Raw genomic sequence first — 26,353 nt, 5'->3', positions numbered from 1 at the left:
ATACAGCGCGCCAAACTCTGTATTGGTTATTTGCCCATGCTTAAGCTTATTAACAGAAGATTAGAGATAATTAAATAAGGTTAACTGACTTACTTTTGCAAAGCTCTGCTGAGAGGCTGTTAGTACAAAGGACTGCATAGACAGTTCAATAGAAGCGTCAGCATAATTCAAATCTTGAAGACTGGATAAAACAGTTTTGCTGAACAAGGTTATATCCAAATTTAACTCGGTTGAACTTTCTAGGGTATTTAAGCGCGACCCGACCTCCCCTTGCACCGAAGCTAAACTAGTAATTGTATTATCTAAATTGGTTAGCGTTTTCGCGACCATCTTCGCTAGCTCCTCCTTTTTCTCTGGCGAGTTATCGACATTTTTCATCGCATCACTAAAACGAGCAAGTGTGGTGAGCAACGCTTGCTTGTCAGTAGACTCAATAAAAAAACTATCCCCGGGCTTAACTGGTACGCCGCGCGTCGAAGAGGTTCCCGCCTCTTGGGTATTTAAACCGGTCACACCATCTAAAAATATATTGCCGCCTTTAATCGTCACCTTATTATTGGCATTGGAGATAATCCCCTGCTCCGTCACGCTTAAACCAAGGCGCGCGAGCTGAGCACTATTGGCGGGGCTATTAAAGGCGGCGGCAAGATCCAAGGTGCTAGTGATATTTTGGTTAAAGGTAATTGATTCAGTCTTGCCGTTTACCTCCAACTGAAAGGTAAGTGGTGCGGCAGTGAAATCATGTGCCGTAATGGGAGCCGTAAAAGGAAGGTTGACTGAACGTGTGCCATTGCTACCCATAATGGCCGCAGCACTAACCCCAGTGCCATCGTTCAAAGAAATATTTTGCCCTACAGGGCTCGCAAAACCCGACACCGTAGCAGTAATACCAAGGTTGGCAAGCTTAGCAGCGTTACCCGTAGGCAATGTAGGTGGGATAGCTGCGCCAGTATTTAATTCAGCAAGAAATGCCGCGGTATCTCCTATAGCAACACCACCTGCGAAGGTAAGCTGTTCCGTTTTACCGCCCACCGTTATACGTATTGAATCCCCAGGATTGATTGCCGCTAACGGCGGCGCAGCACTAAAGGGTAAGCTGCCTGCAATTGCGGCCTCGCCAGGATAAGGATTTCCCAATACTTTAAAGCGCGCACCGGCAACCTCAATATCATCACCGGGAATATAAGGCTGATTGACCAGCAACTGTTTACCAGAAGCGCGTTCACTGACATTAAAATTTATTGCTGAGCCCGATTTGGTGAAAGAAACAACCAAATCATTTGGGTAAAGTTTATCGAATTTTTCCTGATCAAATACTTGCCCCACGGAAATTATAGCGGGTGGCAATGATTTATTACTGGCGCTCGCCGATGTGGTGAACGTGTTATGGCCACTCGGCACATCAACAAATAGTTTTTTACCTGAATCGCTCACTGCAACGCTCACGGACGTGGAAACCTGCAACCGCAGTTGTCCTTCATCACCGCGATATGAATAGTTTCCACCACCGTCGCTCACAAAAGGCTTAGTGCCACTTTGATATCCGGCAAATATATATTGGCCAGATGAATTACGAGTATTTTGCAGATTCACTAATTCGCTAATACGCGTATCCACCTCTGCCGCGAGAGACTGATAGTTCTCCTTGGTCATGACCGCGGTATTACCTGCAGAAACCGCAATCTCACGCATACGCTGAACCAAATCTACAATGGTCTGTAAATTTGTTTCCTCTAAATTGAGACCATTCTCGGCCACATCAATATTTTTCTTAAATTGCTCCGTGCGTGAGAGCTCTTGATTCAATTGCAAAATAGTCGTTGCCGCAACGGGATCATCAGCGGGTGACAGCACGCGCTTACCCGTTGCCATTTGTTCTTGGGTTTTAGTTACAGCCGCTTGCGCCTGGCTCATACCCAAGGTTGCGATGTTATATATTTGTGAGGTTGATACACGCATTATGTGCTCCCGTCGTAACGGCATTACCGCGGAGTGGCAACTATTTGCCTCTACTCCACCACTTCATTAAATAATGCACAAAGCGATCCAAGGTTGCATTCATAAAAACCAAACTTGCCGATATTAGTTAAAGTGCATTCAATAAGGTGTCAAAAAGTTCGCGTGCGACAGAAATCACCTGCGCATTTGCCTGATAGAGCTGCTGAAACTTTATCAAATCTGCCGCTTCTTCATCTAAATTAACGCCAGAAATACCATCGCGCATCGATTGGCTTTGCTCTAATAGGCTCCTACTCGCTTCTGTATTAATTTTTGACAGACTACTTTTGGTGCCTACTTCTTCGACGAGCTTGCCATAACCACCATGAAAACTTAGGGTGCCGCCTTGCATAGTTGCCGCTGTTTCAAGTTCGGCCATCACTAGTGCATTACGGTTGTCATTTTTAGCATCAGTGTTAAACCCAATGGTAAAGGTATCCCCTGCTTTAGGTTGACCACTGATCGCTGCCTGATAACCAACATAAGACGAAGCCGCAAAACCGGCGGCACTACTATCGCCGAATAAAGGACTATTAGTAGGCGATGTTTGCATACTAATGCCATTGGCCATGGTGACATCAATACGACCGCCAACGGTAATAGCACTTTGTTCACCCGCACCTGTATCTACGCCCGTTAAACGTACGTTGGGATTACCGTTACTGTCGTTTACATCAATAGTATTAGACGTACCGCTTGTGGCTTTTATACGAATATCAATATTCACACCAGAACTGGCAACTATACGCAGCTCTGGAGCCCCCGTGATTGGATTACTACCGCTCTGCGCATGAAACCCTAAGGTTTTTAAATTAGGATTTTCATTAATCCGCGCCGCCACATAAGTATTAAAATCAACTTCGCTCACATTGGGGTCAGGTACCTCAAACCCCATGGCAGTATTATTGAAATTATACTCAAGTAAATTTTCGCCATTAATTGACAACTGCAAGGGCGGTGCATAAGTCGTCGAGTCGAAATTAATATCCGTAATTGTGGCAGTGGTGTAGGCGTTTGCCGTAACACCTGGCAGCGCACTAATTTGCGCAGCAGTTTGCAATGCCGACGCACCAGAAACGGTGGTGATGGTTTTATTTGAAACCGCACCTGTGGCAGGATCTCTAAACGTAAAGTTTAATTGCTCCGCCAAATAGCCATTAGACTGCTGAATACTTGATGGCTTCATGGGCTGATTGGGCGGAACAGAATAAGGATCTAATGTTTGCGGTGCACGCCCATCAGGCAACCCATTGCGTTCGCCCTTACCCATCACCCGAGTTTCGCCAATATCTGTCGTAAAAATCGCATTACTCGCGCCAGGTACAAATGTTTGATCGCGCATTGCAGGCACTAAATCTTTAGGATTGGCCGGATCAGTATTATCCAAGACTTCATAAGTGGTATCAGAAGTGAAACGAATTATGATCGGTGGCGATAATTTCTTTTCCGCCAAAAAGGCGGGCAAACGATTGCCATCGGAGTCCAGCAACCCAAGGACTTCACCCGCACTTATCAAACCACTGCCAGAATTACTGGTATTCGTCGCCGTACGTATTGGGGATGCAAACGCCAAATCTTCTGGGCGCTTGAGTTCGGCATGCATATCGCGCGAACCATTTTTTGTGGGCTGAATAGTAAAACTATCCCCCCCTTGGAATGAACCGCTGGTTAAGTTAAGCGTAACGCCATCGAAAGATATAGACGTTGGATAGGCACCCGACAAAGTGCCCTGTTCAACAACCGTTTTATCCGATAGGCGCGTAACCAAATAATTATTTGAACCAGATGCAATTTCAAAGCGATAGTCGCTTGCAGTAAGTAAATTGGTATCGTCAATTTCAACTGACATAACACGATCAAAAGGTGCAGCGTTTGCCCCATGCACAACACGATTAGCGGCGATTAGCGGATCATTAATATCGCCAAACATTCTCTGCCCGTAATCACCATCAAGATCTATTCCCTGCTGTTGAACCTGATTAAACTGATCGGCCAATGCAAGCGCGATACGACCCAATTCATTTATAGACGGAAGCAACACTTCTTCACGAAAACTCAGCAGCCCACCCAACTGACCGCCATTAATTTGTTTGGTTACATCCGCGCTAGAGTTATTACCCTTTAACTGTACGCTCCCATCATTGGATACGGTAAAAGTACTGGCTTGAGTGCCTATGATTAAAGGTTGACCATTGCCAATAAATACATTGACATCACCATTGCTCTGATTCACCACTTGAATGGATACCAATTCAGATAACTTGCGCAAGGTTTCGTCGCGCTTATCCATGAGATCGTTCGGTGGGTTACCACTACCCGATGCACGCAATTCGCCAATAGATTGATTAAGCGCAGCAACGGATGTCGCAAGTGAATTCATTTGCGCGCTAATTGTTCTGATTTCAGTATTTACACTTTTTTCAATATCAGTTGTGCGCTGCGACAAATTATTAAAGCGAATACTCAAGCTTTCAGCTTCAGTGACTATAAGTTGGCGTGCAGGTGTCGATGCGGGATCATTAGAGCCATTTTGCATAGCCGCAAAAAATGTCTGCAGCGCACCTGACAAACCGGTGCTACTATCAGCGAAAAACTTATCCACTTTTCCAATATTGGTATTAAATTTGTCAAGTTGATTAAACGCGGTAGTATCTAAACGAAGCTGTGCGGTAACGAACTCACTTACAACGCGCTCAATAGATGTCGTTGTGACACCAGAGCCAATAAAACCCGCGCCACCAATACTTTGCTCTGGGCGTGTTGCGTAGTTAACCTGCTGACGCGAATAGCCTTCAGTATTCGCATTAGAAATATTATGCCCAGCCGTGCGCATTGCATTTTGACTGGCCTGCAAACCAGAAATAGCATTGGAGAGAAGACCTGACATATATTACTCCACTAATTTCTGATGCGCGTTATTGACAAGTGATATGGCGGCTGATGTGACTGCAGGAATATCGACAACTTTTTTAGCAGTAGTGACGGCACTAATAGCTGCAGTACCTAACAAGCTTTTTATTTTTTCAGCATAATTGGGGTCTGTCGCATAACCTGCCGCTTCAAGGGCTTCAGCATAGCCGGCAGAGTCTCCCTGTGCCTTTAGCGCGGGCTGATAGCGAGGGCTCTCTTTAATGAGATTCACATAATCTGCAAAACTTTCAGCATAACTCTGGTATTTTCTAAACTCTGCCTGCTCAGGTGCCGCAATGCCCTGACGATACTCTAGTGTAGAGACTTTTATCTTCTCACCCTGCCAACCGCTGTTCGATTTAATATTAAATAAGTTGAAGCTATTTTCTCCAGCGCGATTATGAATCACATGCTTACCCCAACCGGTTTCTAGCGCAACCTGAGCAAGCAACACATCAGGATTTAGCTTTAACTCTGCCGCCGCTTTTTCTGCATGAGGTTTTAGCAGTGCAACAAAATTCTCTGGCGACTCCGCAATTGTTGCTTTTGCACCTGCCTCAGCACTTGCATTAAGCCGATCAATCTTGGTTCTTGGGGATAGCTGCGCATTGCGCATTAATGCCGCCAAATTGAGAGATTCAACATCGAGCGGCTGCATCGAAGACGATCCTGATGTTGGAGAAAACTCTGACGGGAATAGCGCTGTAGTATTGAGCTGTTGATAAGCCACTGGGGAGTTCAATTCACCCAGCATCTTGCTGATACCCGCATCAAGACCTGCAGTAGCTTCAGAGGCGTCTTTGCTATCGTCCACACCATAATTTTGCAACATCTGGCGATAGAATTGATCTGCCAAACCAATGCCTCTACCACTGGTTAAATTCAACACCATCTGCTGATCCAACATGTCGCGATGAAACTTTTCTTCATTACTATTGAAATAACTATCTTCGGAAAAAACATCGTTGGTATCGCGCATGGTTTTCAGCATTTGCTGTACAAACATGGCTTCAAATTTTTTGGCAACTTCTTTCAGCGCCTGAGGGTCCTTAGCGCGCCCCATAGATTTCACTGAGTTCAATGCATCCTGATTCAAATAGCTATCTTGAACCAACGTCGCCTTGCTGCCAGCACCCATATCTATAGATGACATTAGATCACCACCAGCTCAGCTCTGAGCGCACCAGATTGTTTAAGCGCTTCCAGAATCGCCATTAAGTCACTGGGAGACGCACCAACATTATTTACCGACCGTACTATGTCATCCAAGCTTGCGCCTGGCGCGAACTTGAACATTGGATTATTTTCTTCATTTGCCTGCACATTGCTGGCCGGCACCACCACAGTATTCCCGGTACCTAGCGCATTAGGCTGGCTCACACTAAGGCTCTCGGCGATAGAAACCGTTAGGCTACCGTGAGTTACGGCCACAGGTGAAACACGTACATTTTTTCCAACAACTATAGTGCCGGTGCGAGAATTAATAATAACCTTCGCAACCTCCTCCCCTGGTGTAACTTGTAAATTTTCTAACATGGAAATAAATTCAACACGCTGCGCTGGATTTTGGGGGGAATCAACCATGACCGATACGGAGTCCATTGGACGTGCAGTATCCGGTCCGAGCAAGGCATTAATACTTTTTGCCATTTGATTGGCACTGGTGAAGTCGGCACGATTTAAATTAAATATAATCGGCTGACCTCCGGAAAAATTAGTTTCCACCATGCGCTCCACCATGGCACCACCAGGGATACGCCCAGCACTGGGAATGTTAACCGTGATTTTAGAACCATCACTACCTGATGCACTTAAGCCGCCTACTATTAAATTACCCTGAGCAACGGCATACACCTTGCCATCTAAACCTTTTAACGGAGAAACCAATAGGCTACCGCCACGCAAACTTTTGGCGTTACTGATTGATGAGACAGTAATATCAAGTTGCTGCCCAGGCTTAGCAAACGGCGGCAACTCTGCTTGGATCATCACCGCGGCAACATTTTTCATTTGCATCCGCGCACCTTCTGGCACCGTAATACCAAATTGTTTCAGCATGCTGTTAAAGGATTGTGTTGTAAAAGGTGACTGTGTTGTCTGATCACCAGTACCATCCAGACCTACAACCAAACCATAACCAATCAATTGGTTAGAGCGAACCCCCGCAACTGTCGCAATATCTTTAATGCGCTCTGCATGTGCGGAAATAGTTACTAATAACGTAACCAAAAGCATAAAGGGAGCAACAACAAATGCATGAATACCGCGCATAAAAGTACCTCAATAAAATCGAGCAAATTACAGTGGCCAAAGATCACTGTTAAAAAAGCGAGAGAGCCAACCCATAGATTGGGAATCTGCCAAGGCGCCTGTGCCGCTGTATGAAATTTTTGCATTAGCTAAGCGCGTAGAAACAATTGTGTTATCTGGTGCTATATCATCTGGCCGCACCATGCCACTAATGCGAATGAACTCATCACCACGGTTTAAGGTTATCCACTTTTCACCGCGCACCAGTAAGTTTCCATTCGGCAAAACTTCTGCGACCGTTACTGTGATGTTGCCTTGCAGGCTATTACTTTGATCAGCATCTGCACTGCCATTAAAGGTACGATCCTGTGCCAGCGCGGTGGTTAAGTCATTGCCTTTAAGAGTTGGGGTCATTCCTAATATCGGACCCGCGTTAAAATTAACGCCACTTTTTTTACCCGTAGCAACACCTGAGGATTTTTTTGAAACTGTTTTTTCACTCAAGGTAACTGTAATAACATCGCCGACAAAATGTGCTTTACGGTCATTGAACAGTGTTAAACCATAAGAATCTTGATAGAGTGAACCGTCGGTGCGCTGCGGTATAGGCATATTCGCTGCGACTGTAGGCGCATAAGTAGGGTCATTAGGTATGGGTTTATTAGAGGCAAAACACCCACTTAGCACCAAGACCACGATAAACATGCCGAAAACTTTCATCTTAGCGATACTCATGCTCATGATGACGAAACTCCGATTAAAGATTCTGCGTGATGAATTGCAACATTTGATCTGCTGTTGCAACGACTTTTGAGTTCATTTCATAGGCGCGCTGAGTCGTAATCATGTTGACCATTTCTTCAACTATATCAACGTTGGAACTCTCCAACATACCTTGCTTCAACGCACCCATACCATTTTCACTAGGCGTGCCCTGTGTAGGGTTACCACTGGCGACAGTCTCGACAAATAAGTTGCCACCGATCGCTTGTAAACCGGAAGGATTAATAAAGTCTGCGAGCGTGATATCGCCCAACTGTTGTGGGTCTGCTGCACCAGGCGAGAATGCATTGACGCTGCCATTGGTACCTATGGTAATTTTATTGACGCCCTCAGGTACGGTAATCGCAGGCTCTAGTATGTAGCCATCCGCATTAACCAATTGACCCTCGCCATTTATTTGCAATTGGCCATTTCGGGTATAGGCAATCGTGCCGTCGGGCTGCAAAACCTGTAAAAAACCGCGACCGTCAATCGCTACATCTAAGGTTTGCTCGGTAACCTGTAAGTTACCCTCGGTAAATTCTTTTTGTGTTGCGACGACCCGCGTACCCGTACCTAGTTGTAAGCCTGAAGGCAATTGTGTTTCTTGTGTTTCTTGTGCACCGGGTTGACGTTGATTTTGATAGAGCAGATCTTCAAAAATGGCGCGATCGCGCTTAAATCCAATCGTACTGGCGTTTGCCAGGTTGTTAGAAATTGTGGAGAGTTGTTTGTCTTGTGCCGACAGCCCGGTTTTACTGACATAGAGTGAAGCGAGCATGATGTTGACCTCTTTAAAGTAATTATCTCAAACAATAAACGCAGCAATAAAAATGAGCGCCTAACTAACCTGTAACAGCTGCGAAGAACTTGCTGAATTTTCTTCAGCTGTTTTCATCAACTTAATTTGCATTTCATATTGGCGCGAGAGGCTGAGAATTTGCGTAAACTCTTCAATTGCATTGACATTACTGCCCTCAAGCATTCCACTTTTAACTTTAACCTCGGCGGCGGCCTGTGCCTGCTCGCCATCGCGTTGACGAAACAAACCGTCATCACCTTTTTCAAGCGCTTTCACATCGGGGTTTACCAGCTTGATGCGCCCTACTTCAACCATTGTCTCCGGCCCTTGGCCTAAGCCGACAACGGATAAGGTGCCATCAGCCCCAATTTGAATTTTTTCATTTTCAGGTACATTTATAGGACCCCCATCGCCCAATACGGGCAAGCCACTCCCGGTGCGTAACATGCCGGTCGCATCCACTAAAAAATTACCTGCGCGGGTATAAGCTTCGCTGCCATCTGGTGCCTGTACCGCAATAAAACCATCGCCGTGGATTGCGATATCTAAATCATTACCCGTTTCAATCATGGCGCCAGGGCGAAAATCTGACTGCGGAGACTCGGTCATTGCAAAGGCGCGCGTAGGTTGCCCATCACCGTAATAAACACCCATGCTGCGCGACTGTTCAAAGTCTGCACGAAAACCAGTAGTGCTGAGGTTAGCGAGGTTGTTGGCTCGATTGGCTTGAGCCAGCGTATTGTGCTTGGCGCCAGTCATGGCGATATAGAGCGCTCTATCCACAATTATTTCTCCTACAAACTAACCGCTATTTTTTTGGCAGATTTGCCGTTACAAGTAGTTTTGCAAGAGGGGTGCCAAGTCAGCCACTCGTGGCGGCAGACGCAGGAATAATGTCCAACTGATTGAAATGATTGTGTTTAAGAAGGATTAGTTGCGAATAAAGGGAGGCAAATGAGACAGGAGAAACATAAACAGCAGAATGTAGAAAAACATAAAACACCGAGCGGCAAACAGCTGCCGCCACTTGCCGCTCGGAATTGCTAGATTAACGAAGGTTAATAATAGTTTGCGTAGTGGCGTTGGCCGTCTCGATTGTTTTTGCATTCGCCTGATAATTTCGCTGCGCAATAATCAGGTTCACCAACTGCTCCGACAAGTCAACGTTGGACTCCTCCACTGCCCCTGCTGTGATATTACCTAATTGCGCCGAACCTGGGGCACCAATAATCGCCTCACCAGATTCGAATGTTTGCGCCCACATAGTATCGCCGGTCGGCTTCATTCCCTCAACGCTACTAAAATTTGCAAGCGCCACCTGCCCCAACACCTGCGCTTCACCATTGGTAAAACGCGCAAACACAATACCGGTATTGCTGATATCAAGGCCCGCCAGACGACCTGTGGTGTAACCATTTTGGTCTAATTGCTCAACTGAAAACCCACTGCCGAACTGCGTACTACCGTCTAAATCAATAACAAAATTAGAGCTTGCAGGTGGTTCGGCAACGGGAATAGTGCCGCCCTGTAAAACATTTAAAGGGGCTAAAGCACCGATTGGAAGTCCATCTGTTCCCAACGGAGTCCAGTTAGAAATCAAGATCGAATCTGTCATCGCCGCGTTAATTGTTCCATCAGGCGTAAAGTGCACATTGAATGACGCCATAGAGGGAACAATATTGCCAGGAGACGGCAAGCTTGGGTCCGGATCCCCCACATTCTGCCCGTCAATTTGCACATACATCTTCCAATGATTTGCGGAGGTAGACGTATCAGCAGGATCATAGGGCTGTTTTACGAAAAACTGACGCATTGAATGCACATTACCTAGGCTGTCATACACAGGTGTGGTAGTAGCATGATTGTAAGTTTTTTGATCTTTAGGGTCGAAAGCATTAATCGGCACTGGGGTGAAGAATGTAGGATCACCAATAGCACCAAATAATATACCCCCAGATACCGGCGTAGTCGGCTGACTACTGGTAATAGAATAACCTTCCTGCATGGTGATGGTGACTTCACCACCCACCTTCACGGCACTACCTACCGATGCAGGTGTTGTGATGGTATCGATTTGCTGCAATACACCCTGGCTACCTATAACACCTACCGCATCACCCGCAGAGCCAAATGAAAACTCCAAATCTCTACCTGTTGCTGAAACGAGCTCCAGGTCACCAGTAGTTTCATTGACGCTGGCTGTAATGCCAAATAAAGTAGATTTACTTAATTTATTAATTTCATCACGCATTGCGGTCAAATCAGGTAGCGCTGAGGATGTAAGCACTACGCCATTGAGCGTGAAGGTTTGTGTATTATTTTCAAATGGTTTGGCCGCAACAGCTGGAGGACCTGGATCCGCTGGCACTTCTTTTAATACTGTTGCCGTGGTGCGCGCCGTGGCACTAACGCCTGCTAAAGCATTCAACTCTGATGCCGTTTTATCAGCGCCCGCTCCGGATTTACTAATATAGGTCACCGGTGACGCATTGTTTGGGCCTTGAAACACAAAGGTATGAGATGAATAGTTATTAGTTACCTGAGGCACACCTACCGTAATATTTGCAGGCGTAATCGCATCTACAGCGGTGGTTAATGAATTTGAGCCTGTCACTGTCGTAATAGCTAAATCAGACGCTACTCCCGTAGATAAATCACGCAGCTTTAACTTCCCATCAGTGTCCACAAAAGCTTGAATATTTAATGGTGTAGGTTTGCTGAAATTTTTATTATTAATTTCATTCGCCACTGCGGTTAAATTATTATAAGTGCCTGCACCCATAATAATATTAACGGTTTGTGGCGTGGGATTTCCTGGCACTGTGCGTGACAATGTAAATTCAGTTGGCGGTGCGGCCGCAATCACGAGTGGCGAGCCCGCTGAAGCAACAGCGGTATCGATATTAACGGTGGAGGTCGTAGCAACCTTGAGCCCAACATTGGCATTACTTATGCCCGTGCCATTTGTTTTAAAACGGCTGCCTGTTGTCTCAAGAACCTTTTCATTGGAGTTCACATTATAGGAGGCAGAAACATTGGTCGTTTGACGCGGTTCTTGTGAACTTACATCAACACGCAAGTCACCCAATACACCGCTCACATTTCCATCTGGATCTGCTGCAAAGCCTTGTAATTTTGCATTTGTACCATGAACAATATAGCCGTCCTTATCAAGCCCGAATGTTCCCGCGCGAGTAAATAATCGCTCTCCATTTTTTTCAACAACAAAGAATCCTTCGCCGTTAACAGATAAATCCAATTCATTCTGTGTAAACTTTAAATTACCTTGAGTAAATTGTTGGCGAATATTCTGTACCGTCACGCCACTCCCCGGTGTATTTGAGCCGCCACCAAGAAGTGTACTTGAATAAACATCACCAAATTCAGCACGCGAAGATTTAAAACCAATCGTACTGGCATTGGCGATATTATTACCACTGACTTGTAAGTCGGTATTGGCGGCGCGAATGCCACTGAGCGCGGTATTGAATGACATATACTACTCCTAGGTTTAACTGCCCAGAAAAATTGCAGCTCACCATTTCAAGGTTATTTCATGAAAAATATTTTTAACCAACACTACGATAAAATTTAAAGATCGATACATTTTTACGGTTAATTGAATTGCTTAACAGACTTGACGTCAACAGCACCTACCCCTGCCAAATTCAATATTAATTCACCATTCTCGCCAATGGTAACGCTATTAACATTGGCGCTTAAGGATGTGGCTAAGGCTTCACTTTTACCGTTTTGCGTAGCATTCACTTCAAAGCGGTAATTTCCTGCCGCGGCGGCGGAGCCTTCCGCATCCCAGTCGAGGAGATTGCCATTCACTTCTATATTCTGCCCATCCCAGCGAAAGGTAGCCTCACCCTGAGGGAGAGTGCCAACGGGAATTGACTGCACCAGCGAACCCATTTCGTCATAAATACTGACTTTCAAATCTGTTGTCGGATAGGTTAGGTCTACGCTCCCCGACACTATGCCACCATTAACTAAAGTACTTTTATTGGTTTCAACACTGACATTGCGGCCCACCAAAGAAGAGGCTTGTAAGGCGTTATTTGACATAAAGCTGGTGAAGTTTTTGTTAAGACGCTCCAACCCCTCAACCGAGCTAAACTGAGCCAATTGCGCAACAAATTCAGTATTGTCTTGCGGGCTTAATGGGTTTTGATTATTCATTTGAGTAATCATCAACTGTAAAAAAGCTGCCTGCCCTAACTCATTGTTGTTTGTATTAGCGGTCTGGCGTTTGGTAATACTCAAATTGTCCGTAACGCTTGAAGTAGTCGTAGTTCCGGCAATAGTCATGGCGATTTCCCCTTACTGACCAAGTGTGAGAACACGTTGAACCATTTGCTTGGCCGTATTCATCACTTCAACATTCATTTGAAATGAACGGGACGCAGAAATCATGTTCGTCATTTCTTCAACAGGGTTTACGTTGGGGTAAAACACATAGCCTTCAGCATCAGCTTTTGGATGTGCTGGCTCGTAACGACGCTGTAGAGGCGCATCACTTTCAACAATCCCCAATACCTGCACACCCGCATTGGCATCTACTTCATTTTGACTGTAGGCGCCCTCACCCATGGCTTGGCGTATGGCATCCTGCTGAATAGCGGCAAATACTGGCTGACGACTGCGATACACTTCATCCACACTGGAGCTTGCAGACTGCGCATTTGCCAAGTTGCTCGCCGTAGTGTTGAGGCGCAAACTCTGCGCATTCATACCTGTACCCGCTATATCAAAAATTGTTCCGAGTGCCATAGTGCGTTCCGCCTAAGATAAGTGGAAAGTGAAATTATTCGCCGCGAATTGCGCTGCGTAAACCTTGGAACTTGCTATTTAAAAACTGAAAGCTTGCCTGAAATGCCAGGGTGTTTTTCATGTATTCAGCATGTTCAATTTGATCTTCTACGGTATTACCATCGATTGATGGCTGCTGCGGTGTGCGGTATAACAGCTCGTCATCAGTGCCTGCGAAACTAGATCCCCCAATATGTTTTTCATTGGTGGTATTCACATCAAAATGACTACCGGAGTTCATTTGCTGATTAAGTGCCTGCTTAAAATCTAAGTCCTTTGCTTTAAAATTTGGTGTATCAATATTGGCTAGGTTATTCGCCAATACAGAAGCGCGCTCAGAGCGAAAATGTAATGCCGACTCATGGATACCCAGCGCATTTGCAAAAGAAATAGACATAATAGGATTCCGCTTATTGACCGTTAATCATTGCTAATAAAACATTTGCAATGGTTATGCCAATACAGAATAAATTCCTAACCCATTGATTTAAATAGGGTTAGTGTGTACCCAATAGATAACTCACTTAGCTTACATGAGCGAAAAACATAAAAGGCGGCAAACTATTTCCGCCCTCACTGCCATGCAGGTTTTCACCCACAAAGCCCCTTGCCCTCAAAAAAAACTGCGCGTCAGAAACGACAAAGCCGAGCTAGGCTCGGCTTTGTCGTATTTTAAAAACGAATTTATTCTGAAAGATTAGATAGCCTTATAAAGGATACCCGGCTCACAGCGCACCATTTCAAACAAATCAGCAGCTCCTGCCAGGCCCTCCGATGAACCTAAATAAAGAACACCTTGGGATTTGAGCGATGCATGAATTTTTTGCAAAATTTGACGTTTCAAATCCGCATTAAAATAGATCAAAACATTGCGGCAAAACACAATATCAAACTTACCCAGTGATGAATAAGAGTCCATTAAATTGAGTGACCGAAAGTCAATTCGATCTTTTATAATCGGTTTAGCTCGCCAAATATCAGGACTCGGCTTATCAAAATAACGCTCTTGGCGCTCCTGTGAAAGGCCCCTCAATATCGACAATTTATCATAATCGCCTTTGCGGGCTTGCTCGAGCACAGTGGATGACAAATCTGTTGCCACTATCTGCACCTGTCGAGAGCTATTACCCGCAGCCTGTCGCTTGTGCTCTTCCACCATCATACTAATCGAGTAAGGCTCCTGCCCAGACGAGCAAGCCGCAGACCAAATACGTATAGGGCCAAACATTTTATTGGCTCCATTCATTAGCTCCGGCAATAAGTGGCCCTTTAAATTATCGTAGGGATAATTATCGCGAAACCAAAAGGTTTCATTAGTCGTCATTGAGTCAATTACTTGCTCTTTAAGACGGCGATTAAGCCCCAACTTAAGTACTCGAACTAATTCGCCGAATGATGCTAGCTTGTTTTCCTCCAGTAAGCGGCGAATACGGTTAGTCACTAAATATTGTTTATTGTCGCCCAAGGATATGCCGCAAGCCTCCTCTAAAAACTGACGGAATTGATTAAATTCCGTCTGATCCAGATTATCGGCCCCTAAGGGCTTTGCAAATGGTGATTCTTTTTTAATCATAAGGTCTCATATGAATTACCGCGTCTGCGATTCATGCCTGAATAGCCTTTAAAGCCTATTCTTCCTGTGGTAATAAACTTTCGCCGGTAATTGATAAGACACGATCATTTACGCGGCGCGCCAATTCATCAGGGTGAAATTTAGCAAGAAAATCATCAGCTCCCACCTTGCGCACCATGGCTTCATTAAATACGCCACTGAGTGATGTATGGAGAACGATGTGTAGTTTTTTCAACTGTGGATTGTTACGTACTTCTGCCGTAAAGGTATAGCCATCCATTTCCGGCATTTCTATGTCGCAAATGATCATAATGAGTTCTGAATAGGGATCCTTGCCCTCCTTAATAATTTCATGTAGATATTTCAGCGCTTCTGCACCATCTTTTTTAATGGTTGTACGAATTCCCATACCTTCGACAACACGCTGAATTTGTTTGCGGGCAATTGTCGAATCATCAACAATCAGAATGTGTTTTTGCACTACTTTATCGGCAATGCCATCCTCTATAACGCCCGCAGTCACATCTTCATTGACCGGTGACACCTCAGCAAGAATTTTTTCTACATCAATGATCTCTACAAGCTGGCCATCCACTTCCGTTACGGCAGTAAGATAATGTTCCTTGCCTGCCCCCTTAGGTGGTGGATGTATATCACCCCAGTTCATATTAACGATTCGCTCCACCGAGCGAACTAAAAACCCCTGTGCCGTACGGTTATATTCAGTAATTATGACAAAACAGCTCTCAATGTCTGGAAGTTCACGTCGTCCAATCGCTAAGTTCATATCCATAATCGGCAAGGTGCCGCCGCGGATATGCGCCACACCGCGCACAACACTATTGCGCCCAGGAATAGCGTTCAACTGCGGGCACTGCAGCACTTCCTTAACCTTAAAAACATTAATGCCATAGAGTTGTTTGCTACCCAGCCGAAACAACAATAGTTCCAAGCGGTTTTGTCCAACCAGCTGAGTCCGCTGATTAACACTATCCATTACTCCGGCCATGCCATTACCCCATCGTTTCTAAAATATCTTGTCGACCACCAGCCCAACTGCGGCACAGTATTTGCTTCATCGCTTATAATTCAGATTAGCGGCAACATATTGTCATTCTTGAGTGATTTGCTCACAAAAAGCCGCACTGACCCAAAGCTCTTACCCTATGAGGATAGGACAAAATATGGAACTTCCTAGTTTTTGTAGCATTATCTTTCGTGTATCTCTGCGCACAAAATGTGGAAACCCCTCTTTTTGTATATCTTTTGCGCTAGCACTCTACTTGCTCGGTATCAGCGGGTTCAGTAGTGCAAGCCAAAGCTATGGCCCAATCCAACTTAAACAAGAGGTTTTGGAGTTTCTAAACAAGGAGTACGGTGCAGTTGAACATGAGCATCTAGAAATCACAGTTGGCAATCTCGACAGAAGACTGAGGATTCGTAAATGCTCTAGACCACTTGAATTAGACCCCCAAGATAACACTGGTCTTGGCGGCAATATTAGCGTGCGGGCCAGCTGTAAAAGTAAGCAGAGTTGGGCCATCCATATACCTGCGCAAGTTTACATTTATCGTCAAATACCTGTCGCTAAACATAATTTGACGCGAGGTGACATTATTAGCAATAAACACCTCCAACTAGAATCCATCAACGTAAGTCTTATTCGCCAAGCGTTTATCAGCCAATCTAGCGGGGCTATTGGGCAAGAGGTTAAACGCAGTATCTATCAAGGTACGCCGCTCAAGAGCGCAAATTTGCAGGCACCGACATCCATACGGCGAGGTGAGAATGTGGCCATTTCAGCAAAAATGGGTGGAATAAAAGTAAATAGTGCAGGTACGGCACTGAGTGATGGCCGTCTTGGTGAAAATATTCGAGTGCGCAACAACCAATCAAAACGCATTATAAGTGGATTGGTTGTTGCCTCTGGTGAAGTGCAAATTAATTAAATTTTTAAATATTGGGCGCTAAAGTTATACGCAGTGCAGCCGATAAGCCTTATAGGGAACCACCATTTTGGCTCTCAGGTGCACAACGACATAGCTGGCAACGACATTGGGGATAGAAAATGAACTTTGATACTACAAACAACCTAGGTTCGATTGGTGCTAAAAACACCAAAAGCAGGATTACATCACCGGCTCACGAGGCGAAACCAAGCAGCGCAAGTACCGCGCCGCTAAAACCAGAAACTGGCGATCAAGTAGTGCTGAGCCAAGAGGCAAAAACCCTCGGACGGTTACAAGGCAAAATCAATAGCTCACCTGATGTAAATTTAGACAAGGTGGCTGAAATCAAACGCGCAATTACTGAAGGGCGCTTTGAAATTAACCCTGAACGCATTGCTGAAAATATGCTTAAGCAAGAAGATTTATTAGGCTAAATAACTGATCGCGCATCCCCAATGTCGCCCAAGTTCCGCCTATACATCTCATAAATAAGAGGTTGCTATGTCACTAAATATTGCATTAATTGCCGATATGATTACCCAAGATGCTGCTGCACTCGCACAACTTAAAGAGCTACTAGCACGTGAACGAATTCAATTAGAACAGCGCAAAACTGATGAGCTTACGCATATCATTGAGCAAAAAGCGATTTTATTAGATCAGCTAAATAGCAGCGCCAAGCAGCGCCAAGAGGTATTAAAAGCATCAAACTTACCCACCAACGCGGCAGGCTGGGATATGCTCTTAGAAGCTAATAGCGCGCCAGAAGCTTTACGCACACGCTGGCAGCAACTCACTCAAAGCTTCGTGGAATGCCAAGAAATGAATGACATTAATGGCAAAATGATTTCACGTTCGCAACAAACACTGAGCCAGCTTCTCAACTTATTGCGCGGCAAAACACCAAGCCCGTCACTTTATAATGCCCATGGCGCCAAAGCACAAACTACAGCGTCATACACTCTTGCAAAAGCCTAAAAATAGGCAGCAGCTGAAATATGCTGCTGCCTGTTTTATAACCTCGCCGATCCAGTAGAACCGAACATCTTCACTCTCTTACTAACAGTACGCTAGGCTTATACGCATTAGCACTATATAATCTCGCCCCTCCAAGCAGTCCCTGTAGTTTAATTGGATAAAACCTATGCCTCCTAAGCGTATAATGTGGGTTCGATTCCCGCCGGGGACGCCATTTACATGGCTATATATTGCTCACTGCTTTTCCACCGCCCCCATATTGCCCTGATCCTAATGCACAGCTAAAGTCTACCCATTCGCCCCCTGTAGTTAGCAAGCCATGAATTTTATTTTATTTGAACCCAGTGAACTATTAACACTGCACACGGCTTCCATTGAAGACCCACGCCGCATTAAACACATTCTCGAAGTGCATCAAGGGAAACTGGGCGATGAATTTAAAGTTGGACTTATAAACGGAGAAATGGGTAGCGGCATTATTAGCGCGCTGAGAGACAAGGCAATTGTTTTTAATGTCACCCTTGCACAGCTACCACCACAAGCGTTACCACTCACACTTATTTTGGCGCTACCTCGCCCTAAAATGCTACGTCGAATATTTCAAACCATCGCCACACTTGGCGTAAAAAAATTGTATTTAATCAACTCATATAGGGTGGAAAAAAGTTACTGGCAAAGCCCTTTTTTGCAAACAGAAGCTATTAGACATCAATTAATTTTGGGGTTAGAACAAGGTGGCGACACACTTCTGCCAGAAGTAAACCTCATCAAACGCTTCAAACCTTTTGTAGAGGATGAGTTACCCCGTATCATAAAAGGGACGCGCGCCCTGGTCGCACACCCTTACACTGACGAGCCCTGCCCCCGTGCAATAGATTACCCCTTAACACTTGCGGTAGGGCCGGAAGGCGGTTTTATCGACTATGAGATTGAGCTACTAAAAAAATGCGGATTTAATGCAGTACATTTAGGGGCGCGCATCATGCGCGTGGAAACAGCTATCCCCTATCTATTGGGCAGGTTGTATTAATTACAGAAAATTCAAACAGGCTGATCAGCTTTTAAAATTGCTTCGAATGCCACCCGCTTTACCGCTTGGCTCGAAAAATAACCCTGATAAAAATGACAGCCAAAGCTTCTTAAGATCGCTAGCTGTTCGGCATTTTCAACACCTTCAGCCACCAGCTCCATATCCAACAAAAGCCCCATAGTAATGATTGTTTCAACAAGCACCCTATCGTTGCGATCATCAATAATATCGCGCACAAAACCCTTATCAATTTTCAGTGTGCTCACAGGCAAACGCTTTAAGTAACTAATTGATGAATAGCCGGTACCAAAATCATCTAGCGAAAAACTGATACCTTCATTATTTAACTGCGTCATGGTTTCAATCGCATCATCCACCCGCTGAATTACAATTCCTTCGGTAATTTCCATATCGAGGGAATTTCGCGGTATGGGATAGCGCTGCAGAGCCTGCAATACATCATCAACAAATGCATTGCGCCTAAATTGACGCGGGCTAATATTAACGCTGAGCTTCATGCCTTCAGCCCACAAACCATCATTATGCCATTTCAATAAAGCCTTACAAGACTCTTCTAGAACCCACTGGCCGACCTCGATAATCATGCCGGAGGTTTCTAGAACAGGGATGAAATCAACAGGCGAAACCATTCCCTTGGTTGGGTGTTGCCAACGCAATAAAGCCTCTGCGCCCACAACGCGCCCCGACAACACATCTATCTTAGGTTGATAAAAAACTTCAAATTGTTTTTCATCGAGCGCCCGGTGCAAATCACCTTCCATCACTAGCTGGCGGCTGACTTTATCGGCCATCTCTTCATTAAAAAACTCAATCGAATCGCGGCCTTTTTCTTTTACTTGATACATTGCCGTATCGGCATAGCGCAACAACTCATGTACCGAGTTATTTTTGTCGGGATAAACCACCACACCCACACTGCAGGTAACACGAAGTTCCATGCTGTCGTGAATATAGGGCTGCGAAATGACCGAGCGGATCTTTTCGCTAATTTCGCCAGCGCGCAGAGCGGCCACCTCAATATTCTGATCCAATACTGTCAACACTACGACAAACTCATCGCCACTCAGACGCGCCACTAAATCCTCCTCGCGCACGGAAGACTGTAAGCGCGACGCCACCACTTCTAACACCTTATCGCCAACGGGGTGACCTAAAGAGTCGTTGATGGTTTTAAATTGATCCAAATCGATAAACAACACAGCACCATAATATCCATGGCGCTCGGCGCGACGCAGTTCGTGCTCTAAACGCTCTACTAACTGCAGGCGATTAGGCAAGCCCGTCAAGGCATCATGGTGCGCCATAAATTCCATTTTGGCCTGAGCATTTTTGCGCTCAGTAATATCGACTGACACAATTAAAGCCACTTTTTCATCATAAAAAGCCAATGGCATTATGTGTGTCTGCAAAAACAATTGTTTACCTGTAGCCGTCACAAAGCGTTCTTCAATAACATCCAACTCCTCATCGCCACGAATCACGCGATAATCATTTTGCAGCATGGCGTCTATATCAAATACAGAATTTTTTAATAGCTGACGCACATGTAAATTACGTATTTTGTCAGGCGTATAGCCCAAGCCATTTGCCAGTGCTTTATTGGCAAACAAGTAATAACCAGCGATATTGCGCGCGCCAATCATGACAGGAAGGTGATCAATAATTTGACGCAAATGCTCTTCGCTTTTACGCAGCGCTAACTCTACCGCACGGCGTTTGGCCAGCGATAACTCCACGACATCAAGCAATTCATTTGAGCCGCTAATAAGTTGCGCCAATTCATCTTTGCGCTGTGGCGGTAAGGCGGTAAGGCGGCTTACACCTGGGTGATCAGGGTTGATCTCACTGATCTCACGCGCAAGACGAACCAAAGGTTTAGTAAGACGAATATAGAACACCACAAACAGCAACAGCACTAAAAACATATTGCGTAAAATACCGGTAATTACCGCCGTTTTTGAACGGTTATAGAAAGGCTCCAACGCCAAGTCCATATCAACCGAAAAACGAATGCTGCCCGCAGTGCCATCGTTATAACCAGGGAGTAAGAGAGCCGTAGTATATTCACGCGTATTATCACTAATAGTATCTGTCAGCCAACGTGTACTTAATTCTGGGCGAACACTACGGTCCTGAGCAAGGATATTGCCAGTGTCATCATAGATAACCACTTCATAAATAAAGCCATAGCGTAATAGCCCCGAGACAACTTCATGGGACAACTCATCATCAAGAGTGGATACGGATCTTATAGCTGGTGGCTTAGCAACTTGAATAACGCGATCGATAAGGGAATCTAATTCTTTTTGTTGGTTGAGAAAATCCAAATACAACTGTACGGAGCTAAGTAAAAAGCTCAGCACGAAGGCCAAAACAATCCCAATTTTGGCCAACTGAAATGATATGCCATGAAAAAAAGAGGGAGCCTTATCTCTCATTGAAGTCGAGTATCCACATTTTACGTATAGTTATTGTCAAGCCTCGAAGGGGCAGCGCCCTTAGACACCCTAATAGAGCCAAAGCTAGCCTGAGTATAGATCAATAATGGAATTTACATGACATTCTATAACTAAATTTACTAACCACCGTTTCTCACCCACGCTTTTTGTATGCTCAATTGCGCCCGCCTAGTTAAGCCAATACCGCCTGAGCATCCACTGTATTTAATTCGAACGCGTTGCCTACAGCTCTGTGAGTTAACACTCCGTTATAGGTATTCAACCCCTGCATGAACAAACGATCAGTTTTTAAAGCTTCTAAGCCGCCATTTGCCAAACGCAAAACATAACTAATGCTCGCATTGGTTAAACCTAAGGTCGCTGTACGCGCCACAGCGCTGGGGATATTGGTGACGCAATAATGCACCACGCCTTCTTCAATATAAGTAGGGTGTCTGTGGGTCGTGGGGCGCGAACTCGCAAAGCAACCGCCCTGATCTATAGCGACATCGACTAATACACTACCGCGGCCCATAGCCCGCAGATGCTCTCTATTCAATAGTTTTGGTGCACTGGCGCCGGCATTAAGTGCGCTACCGATAATTAAATCAGCGCTAACCGCCAAATCATTTAGCCGACTTTGATCTGCATATTCACAAACCAAGCGCCCTCGCCAAATCTCATCTAGATAGCTCAGACGGGCTAATGACTTATCCAATACTGTCACTTGTGCACCCAAGCCTACCGCCATAGCAGCTGCTTGGGCACCTACCACTCCAGCCCCCACAATAAGCACCTGTGCTGGAGCAACTCCCGGTATGCCGCCCAACAATATACCTTTACCGCCTTGCAGCATCTCCAAATGATGAGCGCCAGCCTGAGTCGCCATACGCCCAGCAATTTCGGACATAGGCTTTAAGAGTGGCAAGCGCCCCTGCTCATCAATGACTGTCTCATAGGCAATCGCCGTAACGCCCTTGGCTATTAATACGTCAAGCAAGGCACGATTAGCCGCAAGGTGTAGATAGGTGAACAATAGATGGCGAGCTTCCAACAAATCATATTCGTCAGGCTGAGGCTCTTTCACTTTCACAATTAATTCAGCTACTGCGTAAATTTCAGCAAGAGTAGTAAGTAGTTTTGCACCCGCAGCCTCATAGTCCACATCCTTAAAGCCTACTGCAGCGCCTGCATTACACATAACAAAGACACTGTGACCCGCCCTAATCAGCTCAGCCACACCACTTGGGGTCATGGAAACTCGAAACTCTTCAGGCTTTATTTCTTTTGGTACGCCAATGCGCATAGCCAGCCCCTCCTTTTTGTAGCTGTAGATTTGTACCTACAGAAAAGAAGTATAGCCAGCCAATACTCAATCGGTCTTTTTATAAGTAGAGAAACCAAAGTCCCCTGCTAACTGATTTTAATTGCCAGATTGGCGCAACTTATGCTGGTTATTGTGTATGAAATAATTATTGACGGACAAGGCTTTATATTTACAGCGAGGAATTAATACATGGACCTTCACTATCGCCAACTTAACGAACACATCATAAAACCCATGCTGCAGTTTATGGCGCTTGATGTACCGGGGCTGGCAACTCTACTGCTTGCCACAGCCCTGCAGGAAGCCGGCCTAAGTGAGGCCAACCAGCAGCAATGGGGCAGTAACAATGGATTAGGGCTGTACCGTATAACTGAGTGCAAACACCTAGCACTTTGGGATTCCTATTTGATAAGTGATGCTGAACTCGCATCGCGTGTGCGCGGCCTTGCAAGTCAGCAGGCTTTTTTACGTGCACCACACCAGGAGCTTATTGGGAATTTAAGTTATAGCAGTGCTATGGCGTTGATGGTTTACCGCGCAGCGGGAGCATGCTTAACATCGCCCGCATTGATTGAGCGACGACCTAAACACTTAGCGCAACTATGGAGTGCGCATTTCGACAACGGCACAGGTCAAGCACGAAGCGCGGCAAGTTTTATGGAGAATTGGCACAAATATACGTTTTTGTTGGAGACACCCTTGGCCGCTTAGACAATTATTGCGCCAAGGTTTAATTTTCTAGTGCGTGATAACGCCCTAATTCACATGTAAATTTTCGATGCCTGGTGGCTCAGCGCACGCTCACTAGCGAAGGTCGAGCACATCAACATACTGCACCGCGTCCCGTGGTGGCGTAACTAAAGGCAAGCTCGCGCAGGTATCGGCTTCTGGCTCGTGATCACTCGCTTGTGTTTCAAGATGAATAAAATCAAACAATTTTAAATCCGCTAGCTGGGATGGCTGTACATTGCGGATAGCAGAAAAAATTGTTTCGGTGCGCCCAGGATGCTGTCGCTCCCACGCGTGTAGCATATCCTTCACCACTTGTCGCTGTAGGTTTTCCTGAGAGCCACACAGGTTACACGGAATAATGGGGAAGCCTTTCTGTTGTGAAAACTCTTCTATATCGGCCTCTGCGCAATAGGCTAAGGGGCGAATCACTATGTTGCGCTTATCGTCTGATAGCAATTTTGGTGGCATGGCTTTTAGCTTGCCACCGTAGAACATATTTAAAAATAGCGTTTCAATAATGTCATCGCGATGATGACCTAAAGCAATCTTAGTCGCGCCAATTTCATCGGCAAACCCATAAAGGGTACCGCGGCGCAAGCGCGAGCAAAGGCCACAAGTGGTTTTCCCTTCTGGCACTAACTCTTTGACAATACTGTAGGTATCCCGCTCGACAATATGAAAAGGCACGCCCAAGGCTTCCAAGTACTGCGGCAATATATGCTCTGGAAAACCCGGCTGTTTTTGATCCATATTCACCGCCACCAACTCGAACTTAATCGGCGCAGTCTTTTGCAGGCCTAACAAAATATCCAGCATGGTGTAAGAATCTTTACCGTAAAGCCAATAAAACCTACAAAGAAAACCTATTATCCGCCTAAAATACAACTAATAATTAAAATTATCCTTAACTAAATAAATATAAATTGTAAAGAAAGTAGGTTTTCAAACTTAATCGAGTGTTACTGAGGTTGCCTCACTCGCGTCGCTAGGATTGAATGACAATCGAGTATTGCCTACTCCATTTTGCTTCAAGTTTAACCAGTGCTGTTTCACCTTCCAATTTGGTTGCCGCTTTATAAACCGGTCTTAAGTCAGCCATGAAGGCCTTTTGATTTTTAGAGGCTATATAGCGCATTGAATTGCGAAGTTGGTGGATGACGCAGGACTGAACTCGGTATAAGTAAGATGCTGTTAATCGCCTCAAGGAAGCCGGGAAGCGCGTCCGCCGCCGCGATTAAATATCTTTTACACCGCGTTGTTGCAGGTCGGTTAATACTGACAACCAGAAGTTGGCGCCTTCAGATTCAGAACTATACAGACCTAAAATATCTTTGCAGCCATCAGATTCAGTGCCAGCACGATATAAATGGCTTTGCTAACGTAACAACCATCCTCTTTGATTTTGTAGTGAATTGCATCCAGCCACGCAAAAGGATAGTGGCTATTCAGGGAGGCGTTGCTGCCATTACTTAATATCAGGAATCTGTTTATCCGTGATTGCGCCGATGCTAGCGGTGAGACATCCTGATGCCGGAAATTTCAGCAACTTGCGCAATTGCTGTACCCTGCTTTACTTTACTCGTATTGAGAATAAATCCCATCTATCTTTTTTGTTTTGCATCTTGGTTAGAACAAATTGCACTATTTACTGCCGGTTCGTCGAGAATGAGTTAAAATTCCTAGTCTCAAAATATGCATATTAGCTAACTGTCCGAGGTTGCCGATGGGGCTCATATCGTGGATCGGCTGTTTTATCCATCTACTGATCATTATCTGATTGCCGCAATTAATTAGATGCTTTCCTCGCTAGTCAATCTCAGCCTCACGTATTAATTTTTCAATAAATAATTTATTAACTGGTAGCACAAATGTTGGAAACAAATAGAGAGAAACTCGAATTCAACAAGTTAAGGAAGCGGATTCGAAAAAACGTTGGGAAAGCCATTTCAGATTACAACATGATTGAAGAAGGCGATGTTGTCATGGCCTGTTTGTCGGGCGGTAAAGATTCATTCGCTATGCTTGATATACTGATTCATCTTAAAAAAACAGCTCCAATAAAATTTGACGTAATTGCAGTTAACCTAGATCAAAAACAGCCGGGATTTCCCGAGCACGTTTTACCCGAATATCTCAGTCGCCTAGAAATCCCATTTTATATTATTGATAAAGATACCTACTCCGTCGTTAAATCTAAAATTGAGGAAGGAAAAACTACTTGTGGGCTGTGTTCTCGTCTTCGTAGAGGCACCCTCTATTCGTTCGCTGAAGATATTGGGGCCACCAAGATTGCACTTGGACATCACCGTGATGACATTGTTGAAACACTGTTCTTAAATATGTTTTTCGGATCTAAATTAAAAGCAATGCCTCCCAAGCTGCTATCTGATGACAAACGAAACATCGTCATACGACCTTTAGCCTACTGCAGAGAGGATGACCTTACTGAATATGCAGAATATATGCAGTTTCCTATTATTCCCTGTAATCTTTGCGGTAGCCAAGAAAACTTGCAGCGACAACATATTAAAAACATGTTGCAGCAATGGGAGAAGGAGCATCCGGGCCGAATAGAAAATATTTTTGGATCGATTCAAAATGTGACCGGAAGTCAGTTAGCTGACACCAAATTATTCGATTTTGCAGCACTCAGAATTGATAGATCAGGTAGCAAAGCGGACTATCTGTTTAGCGAAGCGACCATAAGTTCTTCCAATATTACCTCGAGAACTGAGCTTATTGATGTTTTAAATTTGAGTTGATTA

Annotated in this window: 22 protein-coding genes, 1 tRNA gene and 2 pseudogenes; 8 read left to right on the top strand and 17 right to left on the bottom strand. The window is 45.0% G+C overall.

Features of this window, described 5'->3' with window-relative positions; translation table 11 throughout:
* Positions 1-60: 60 nt before the first annotated feature.
* The 11 genes from flgL to flgB form a co-directional block, all read right to left on the bottom strand.
* Positions 61-1,959 (bottom strand): flagellar hook-associated protein FlgL, encoded by a 1,899-nt coding sequence (gene flgL / locus AC0KUT_RS10040; RefSeq protein ID WP_488835562.1) that lies wholly within the window; start codon positions 1,957-1,959, stop codon positions 61-63.
* A 127-nt stretch (positions 1,960-2,086) separates the two neighbouring features.
* The gene (gene flgK, locus AC0KUT_RS10035; RefSeq protein ID WP_488835561.1) at positions 2,087-4,885 is read right to left on the bottom strand and encodes a flagellar hook-associated protein FlgK; all 2,799 of its coding nucleotides are present in this window, start codon (positions 4,883-4,885) and stop codon (positions 2,087-2,089) included.
* A gap of 3 nt (positions 4,886-4,888) precedes the next feature.
* Positions 4,889-6,061 (bottom strand): flagellar assembly peptidoglycan hydrolase FlgJ, encoded by a 1,173-nt coding sequence (flgJ, locus tag AC0KUT_RS10030; RefSeq protein WP_488835560.1) that lies wholly within the window; start codon positions 6,059-6,061, stop codon positions 4,889-4,891.
* Positions 6,061-7,143: a flagellar basal body P-ring protein FlgI gene (locus AC0KUT_RS10025; RefSeq protein WP_488835708.1), complete on the bottom strand. Its 1,083-nt coding sequence runs from the start codon at positions 7,141-7,143 to the stop codon at positions 6,061-6,063. The genes flgJ and AC0KUT_RS10025 overlap by 1 nt, the downstream gene beginning before the upstream one ends.
* A gap of 63 nt (positions 7,144-7,206) precedes the next feature.
* A complete protein-coding gene (gene flgH / locus AC0KUT_RS10020; protein ID WP_488835706.1) occupies positions 7,207-7,893 on the bottom strand; it encodes a flagellar basal body L-ring protein FlgH in 687 nt (228 codons plus the stop codon).
* 22 nt (positions 7,894-7,915) lie between these two features.
* Positions 7,916-8,701, bottom strand: coding sequence for a flagellar basal-body rod protein FlgG (flgG, locus tag AC0KUT_RS10015; protein WP_488835559.1), 786 nt, complete (start codon positions 8,699-8,701; stop codon positions 7,916-7,918).
* Positions 8,702-8,761: 60 nt separating this feature from the next.
* Positions 8,762-9,505 carry a flagellar basal-body rod protein FlgF gene (gene flgF, locus AC0KUT_RS10010; RefSeq protein ID WP_488835557.1) on the bottom strand — a complete coding sequence of 248 codons (744 nt, stop codon included), beginning with the start codon at positions 9,503-9,505 and terminating at the stop codon, positions 8,762-8,764.
* A 265-nt stretch (positions 9,506-9,770) separates the two neighbouring features.
* Positions 9,771-12,218, bottom strand: coding sequence for a flagellar hook-basal body complex protein (locus AC0KUT_RS10005; protein WP_488835556.1), 2,448 nt, complete (start codon positions 12,216-12,218; stop codon positions 9,771-9,773).
* A gap of 119 nt (positions 12,219-12,337) precedes the next feature.
* Positions 12,338-13,039 carry a flagellar hook assembly protein FlgD gene (locus AC0KUT_RS10000; RefSeq protein WP_488835555.1) on the bottom strand — a complete coding sequence of 234 codons (702 nt, stop codon included), beginning with the start codon at positions 13,037-13,039 and terminating at the stop codon, positions 12,338-12,340.
* Positions 13,040-13,051: 12 nt separating this feature from the next.
* Positions 13,052-13,501, bottom strand: a complete 450-nt coding sequence (gene flgC / locus AC0KUT_RS09995) for a flagellar basal body rod protein FlgC (RefSeq protein ID WP_488835553.1) — start codon at positions 13,499-13,501, stop codon at positions 13,052-13,054.
* A 34-nt stretch (positions 13,502-13,535) separates the two neighbouring features.
* Positions 13,536-13,937, bottom strand: a complete 402-nt coding sequence (gene flgB / locus AC0KUT_RS09990; RefSeq protein WP_488835551.1) for a flagellar basal body rod protein FlgB — start codon at positions 13,935-13,937, stop codon at positions 13,536-13,538.
* Positions 13,938-14,073: 136 nt separating this feature from the next.
* On the opposite strand from flgB, the gene AC0KUT_RS09985 reads away from it, so the two are divergent.
* Complete coding sequence (locus AC0KUT_RS09985; protein WP_488835549.1) at positions 14,074-14,241, top strand: hypothetical protein; 168 nt, start codon at positions 14,074-14,076, stop codon at positions 14,239-14,241.
* On the opposite strand, the gene AC0KUT_RS09980 is transcribed toward AC0KUT_RS09985, so the two are convergent.
* Together AC0KUT_RS09980 and AC0KUT_RS09975 are read right to left on the bottom strand one after the other, a co-directional pair.
* On the bottom strand, positions 14,238-15,113 hold the full coding sequence (locus AC0KUT_RS09980; RefSeq protein ID WP_488835547.1) for a CheR family methyltransferase: 876 nt from the start codon (positions 15,111-15,113) through the stop codon (positions 14,238-14,240). The genes AC0KUT_RS09985 and AC0KUT_RS09980 overlap by 4 nt on opposite strands.
* Positions 15,114-15,168: 55 nt before the next feature.
* On the bottom strand, positions 15,169-16,122 hold the full coding sequence (locus AC0KUT_RS09975; protein ID WP_488835545.1) for a chemotaxis protein CheV: 954 nt from the start codon (positions 16,120-16,122) through the stop codon (positions 15,169-15,171).
* A 175-nt stretch (positions 16,123-16,297) separates the two neighbouring features.
* On the opposite strand from AC0KUT_RS09975, the gene flgA reads away from it, so the two are divergent.
* The 5 genes from flgA to AC0KUT_RS09950 all read left to right on the top strand — a co-directional run bounded on the left by flgA (position 16,298) and on the right by AC0KUT_RS09950 (position 19,070).
* Positions 16,298-17,062 (top strand): flagellar basal body P-ring formation chaperone FlgA, encoded by a 765-nt coding sequence (flgA, locus tag AC0KUT_RS09970; RefSeq protein WP_488835543.1) that lies wholly within the window; start codon positions 16,298-16,300, stop codon positions 17,060-17,062.
* 119 nt (positions 17,063-17,181) lie between these two features.
* Positions 17,182-17,496 carry a flagellar biosynthesis anti-sigma factor FlgM gene (gene flgM / locus AC0KUT_RS09965; protein ID WP_488835541.1) on the top strand — a complete coding sequence of 105 codons (315 nt, stop codon included), beginning with the start codon at positions 17,182-17,184 and terminating at the stop codon, positions 17,494-17,496.
* A 67-nt stretch (positions 17,497-17,563) separates the two neighbouring features.
* On the top strand, positions 17,564-18,040 hold the full coding sequence (locus AC0KUT_RS09960) for a flagella synthesis protein FlgN (protein WP_488835540.1): 477 nt from the start codon (positions 17,564-17,566) through the stop codon (positions 18,038-18,040).
* 138 nt (positions 18,041-18,178) lie between these two features.
* Positions 18,179-18,254, top strand: a tRNA-Arg gene (locus tag AC0KUT_RS09955).
* Positions 18,255-18,359: 105 nt separating this feature from the next.
* Entirely contained in the window at positions 18,360-19,070 is a 711-nt protein-coding gene (locus tag AC0KUT_RS09950; RefSeq protein WP_488835539.1) for a 16S rRNA (uracil(1498)-N(3))-methyltransferase, read from the top strand.
* Between the two features lie 11 nt (positions 19,071-19,081).
* On the opposite strand, the gene AC0KUT_RS09945 is transcribed toward AC0KUT_RS09950, so the two are convergent.
* Both AC0KUT_RS09945 and ald read right to left on the bottom strand, forming a co-directional pair.
* Entirely contained in the window at positions 19,082-21,529 is a 2,448-nt protein-coding gene (locus tag AC0KUT_RS09945; RefSeq protein WP_488835538.1) for a putative bifunctional diguanylate cyclase/phosphodiesterase, read from the bottom strand.
* A 193-nt stretch (positions 21,530-21,722) separates the two neighbouring features.
* Positions 21,723-22,835, bottom strand: coding sequence for an alanine dehydrogenase (ald, locus tag AC0KUT_RS09940; protein WP_488835536.1), 1,113 nt, complete (start codon positions 22,833-22,835; stop codon positions 21,723-21,725).
* A 210-nt stretch (positions 22,836-23,045) separates the two neighbouring features.
* Between ald and AC0KUT_RS09935 the strand changes: the two genes are divergently transcribed.
* Entirely contained in the window at positions 23,046-23,567 is a 522-nt protein-coding gene (locus tag AC0KUT_RS09935; protein ID WP_488835535.1) for a hypothetical protein, read from the top strand.
* Between the two features lie 93 nt (positions 23,568-23,660).
* Here the strand turns inward: AC0KUT_RS09935 and ttcA (AC0KUT_RS09930) are convergent.
* Positions 23,661-24,422: pseudogene (gene ttcA / locus AC0KUT_RS09930) on the bottom strand (tRNA 2-thiocytidine(32) synthetase TtcA); the annotation flags it as partial.
* Positions 24,423-24,573: 151 nt separating this feature from the next.
* Positions 24,574-24,906, bottom strand: a pseudogene (locus AC0KUT_RS09925) (transposase).
* Positions 24,907-25,456: 550 nt separating this feature from the next.
* On the opposite strand from AC0KUT_RS09925, the gene ttcA (AC0KUT_RS09920) reads away from it, so the two are divergent.
* Positions 25,457-26,350, top strand: coding sequence for a tRNA 2-thiocytidine(32) synthetase TtcA (gene ttcA / locus AC0KUT_RS09920; protein WP_488835534.1), 894 nt, complete (start codon positions 25,457-25,459; stop codon positions 26,348-26,350).
* Positions 26,351-26,353: the final 3 nt, after the last annotated feature.

The sequence above is a fragment of the Cellvibrio sp. 25HG11W-0 genome, assembly GCF_057815475.1.
Note: the sequence above shows the minus strand (reverse complement) of the source record. Positions and strands in the feature narration are given on the sequence as shown.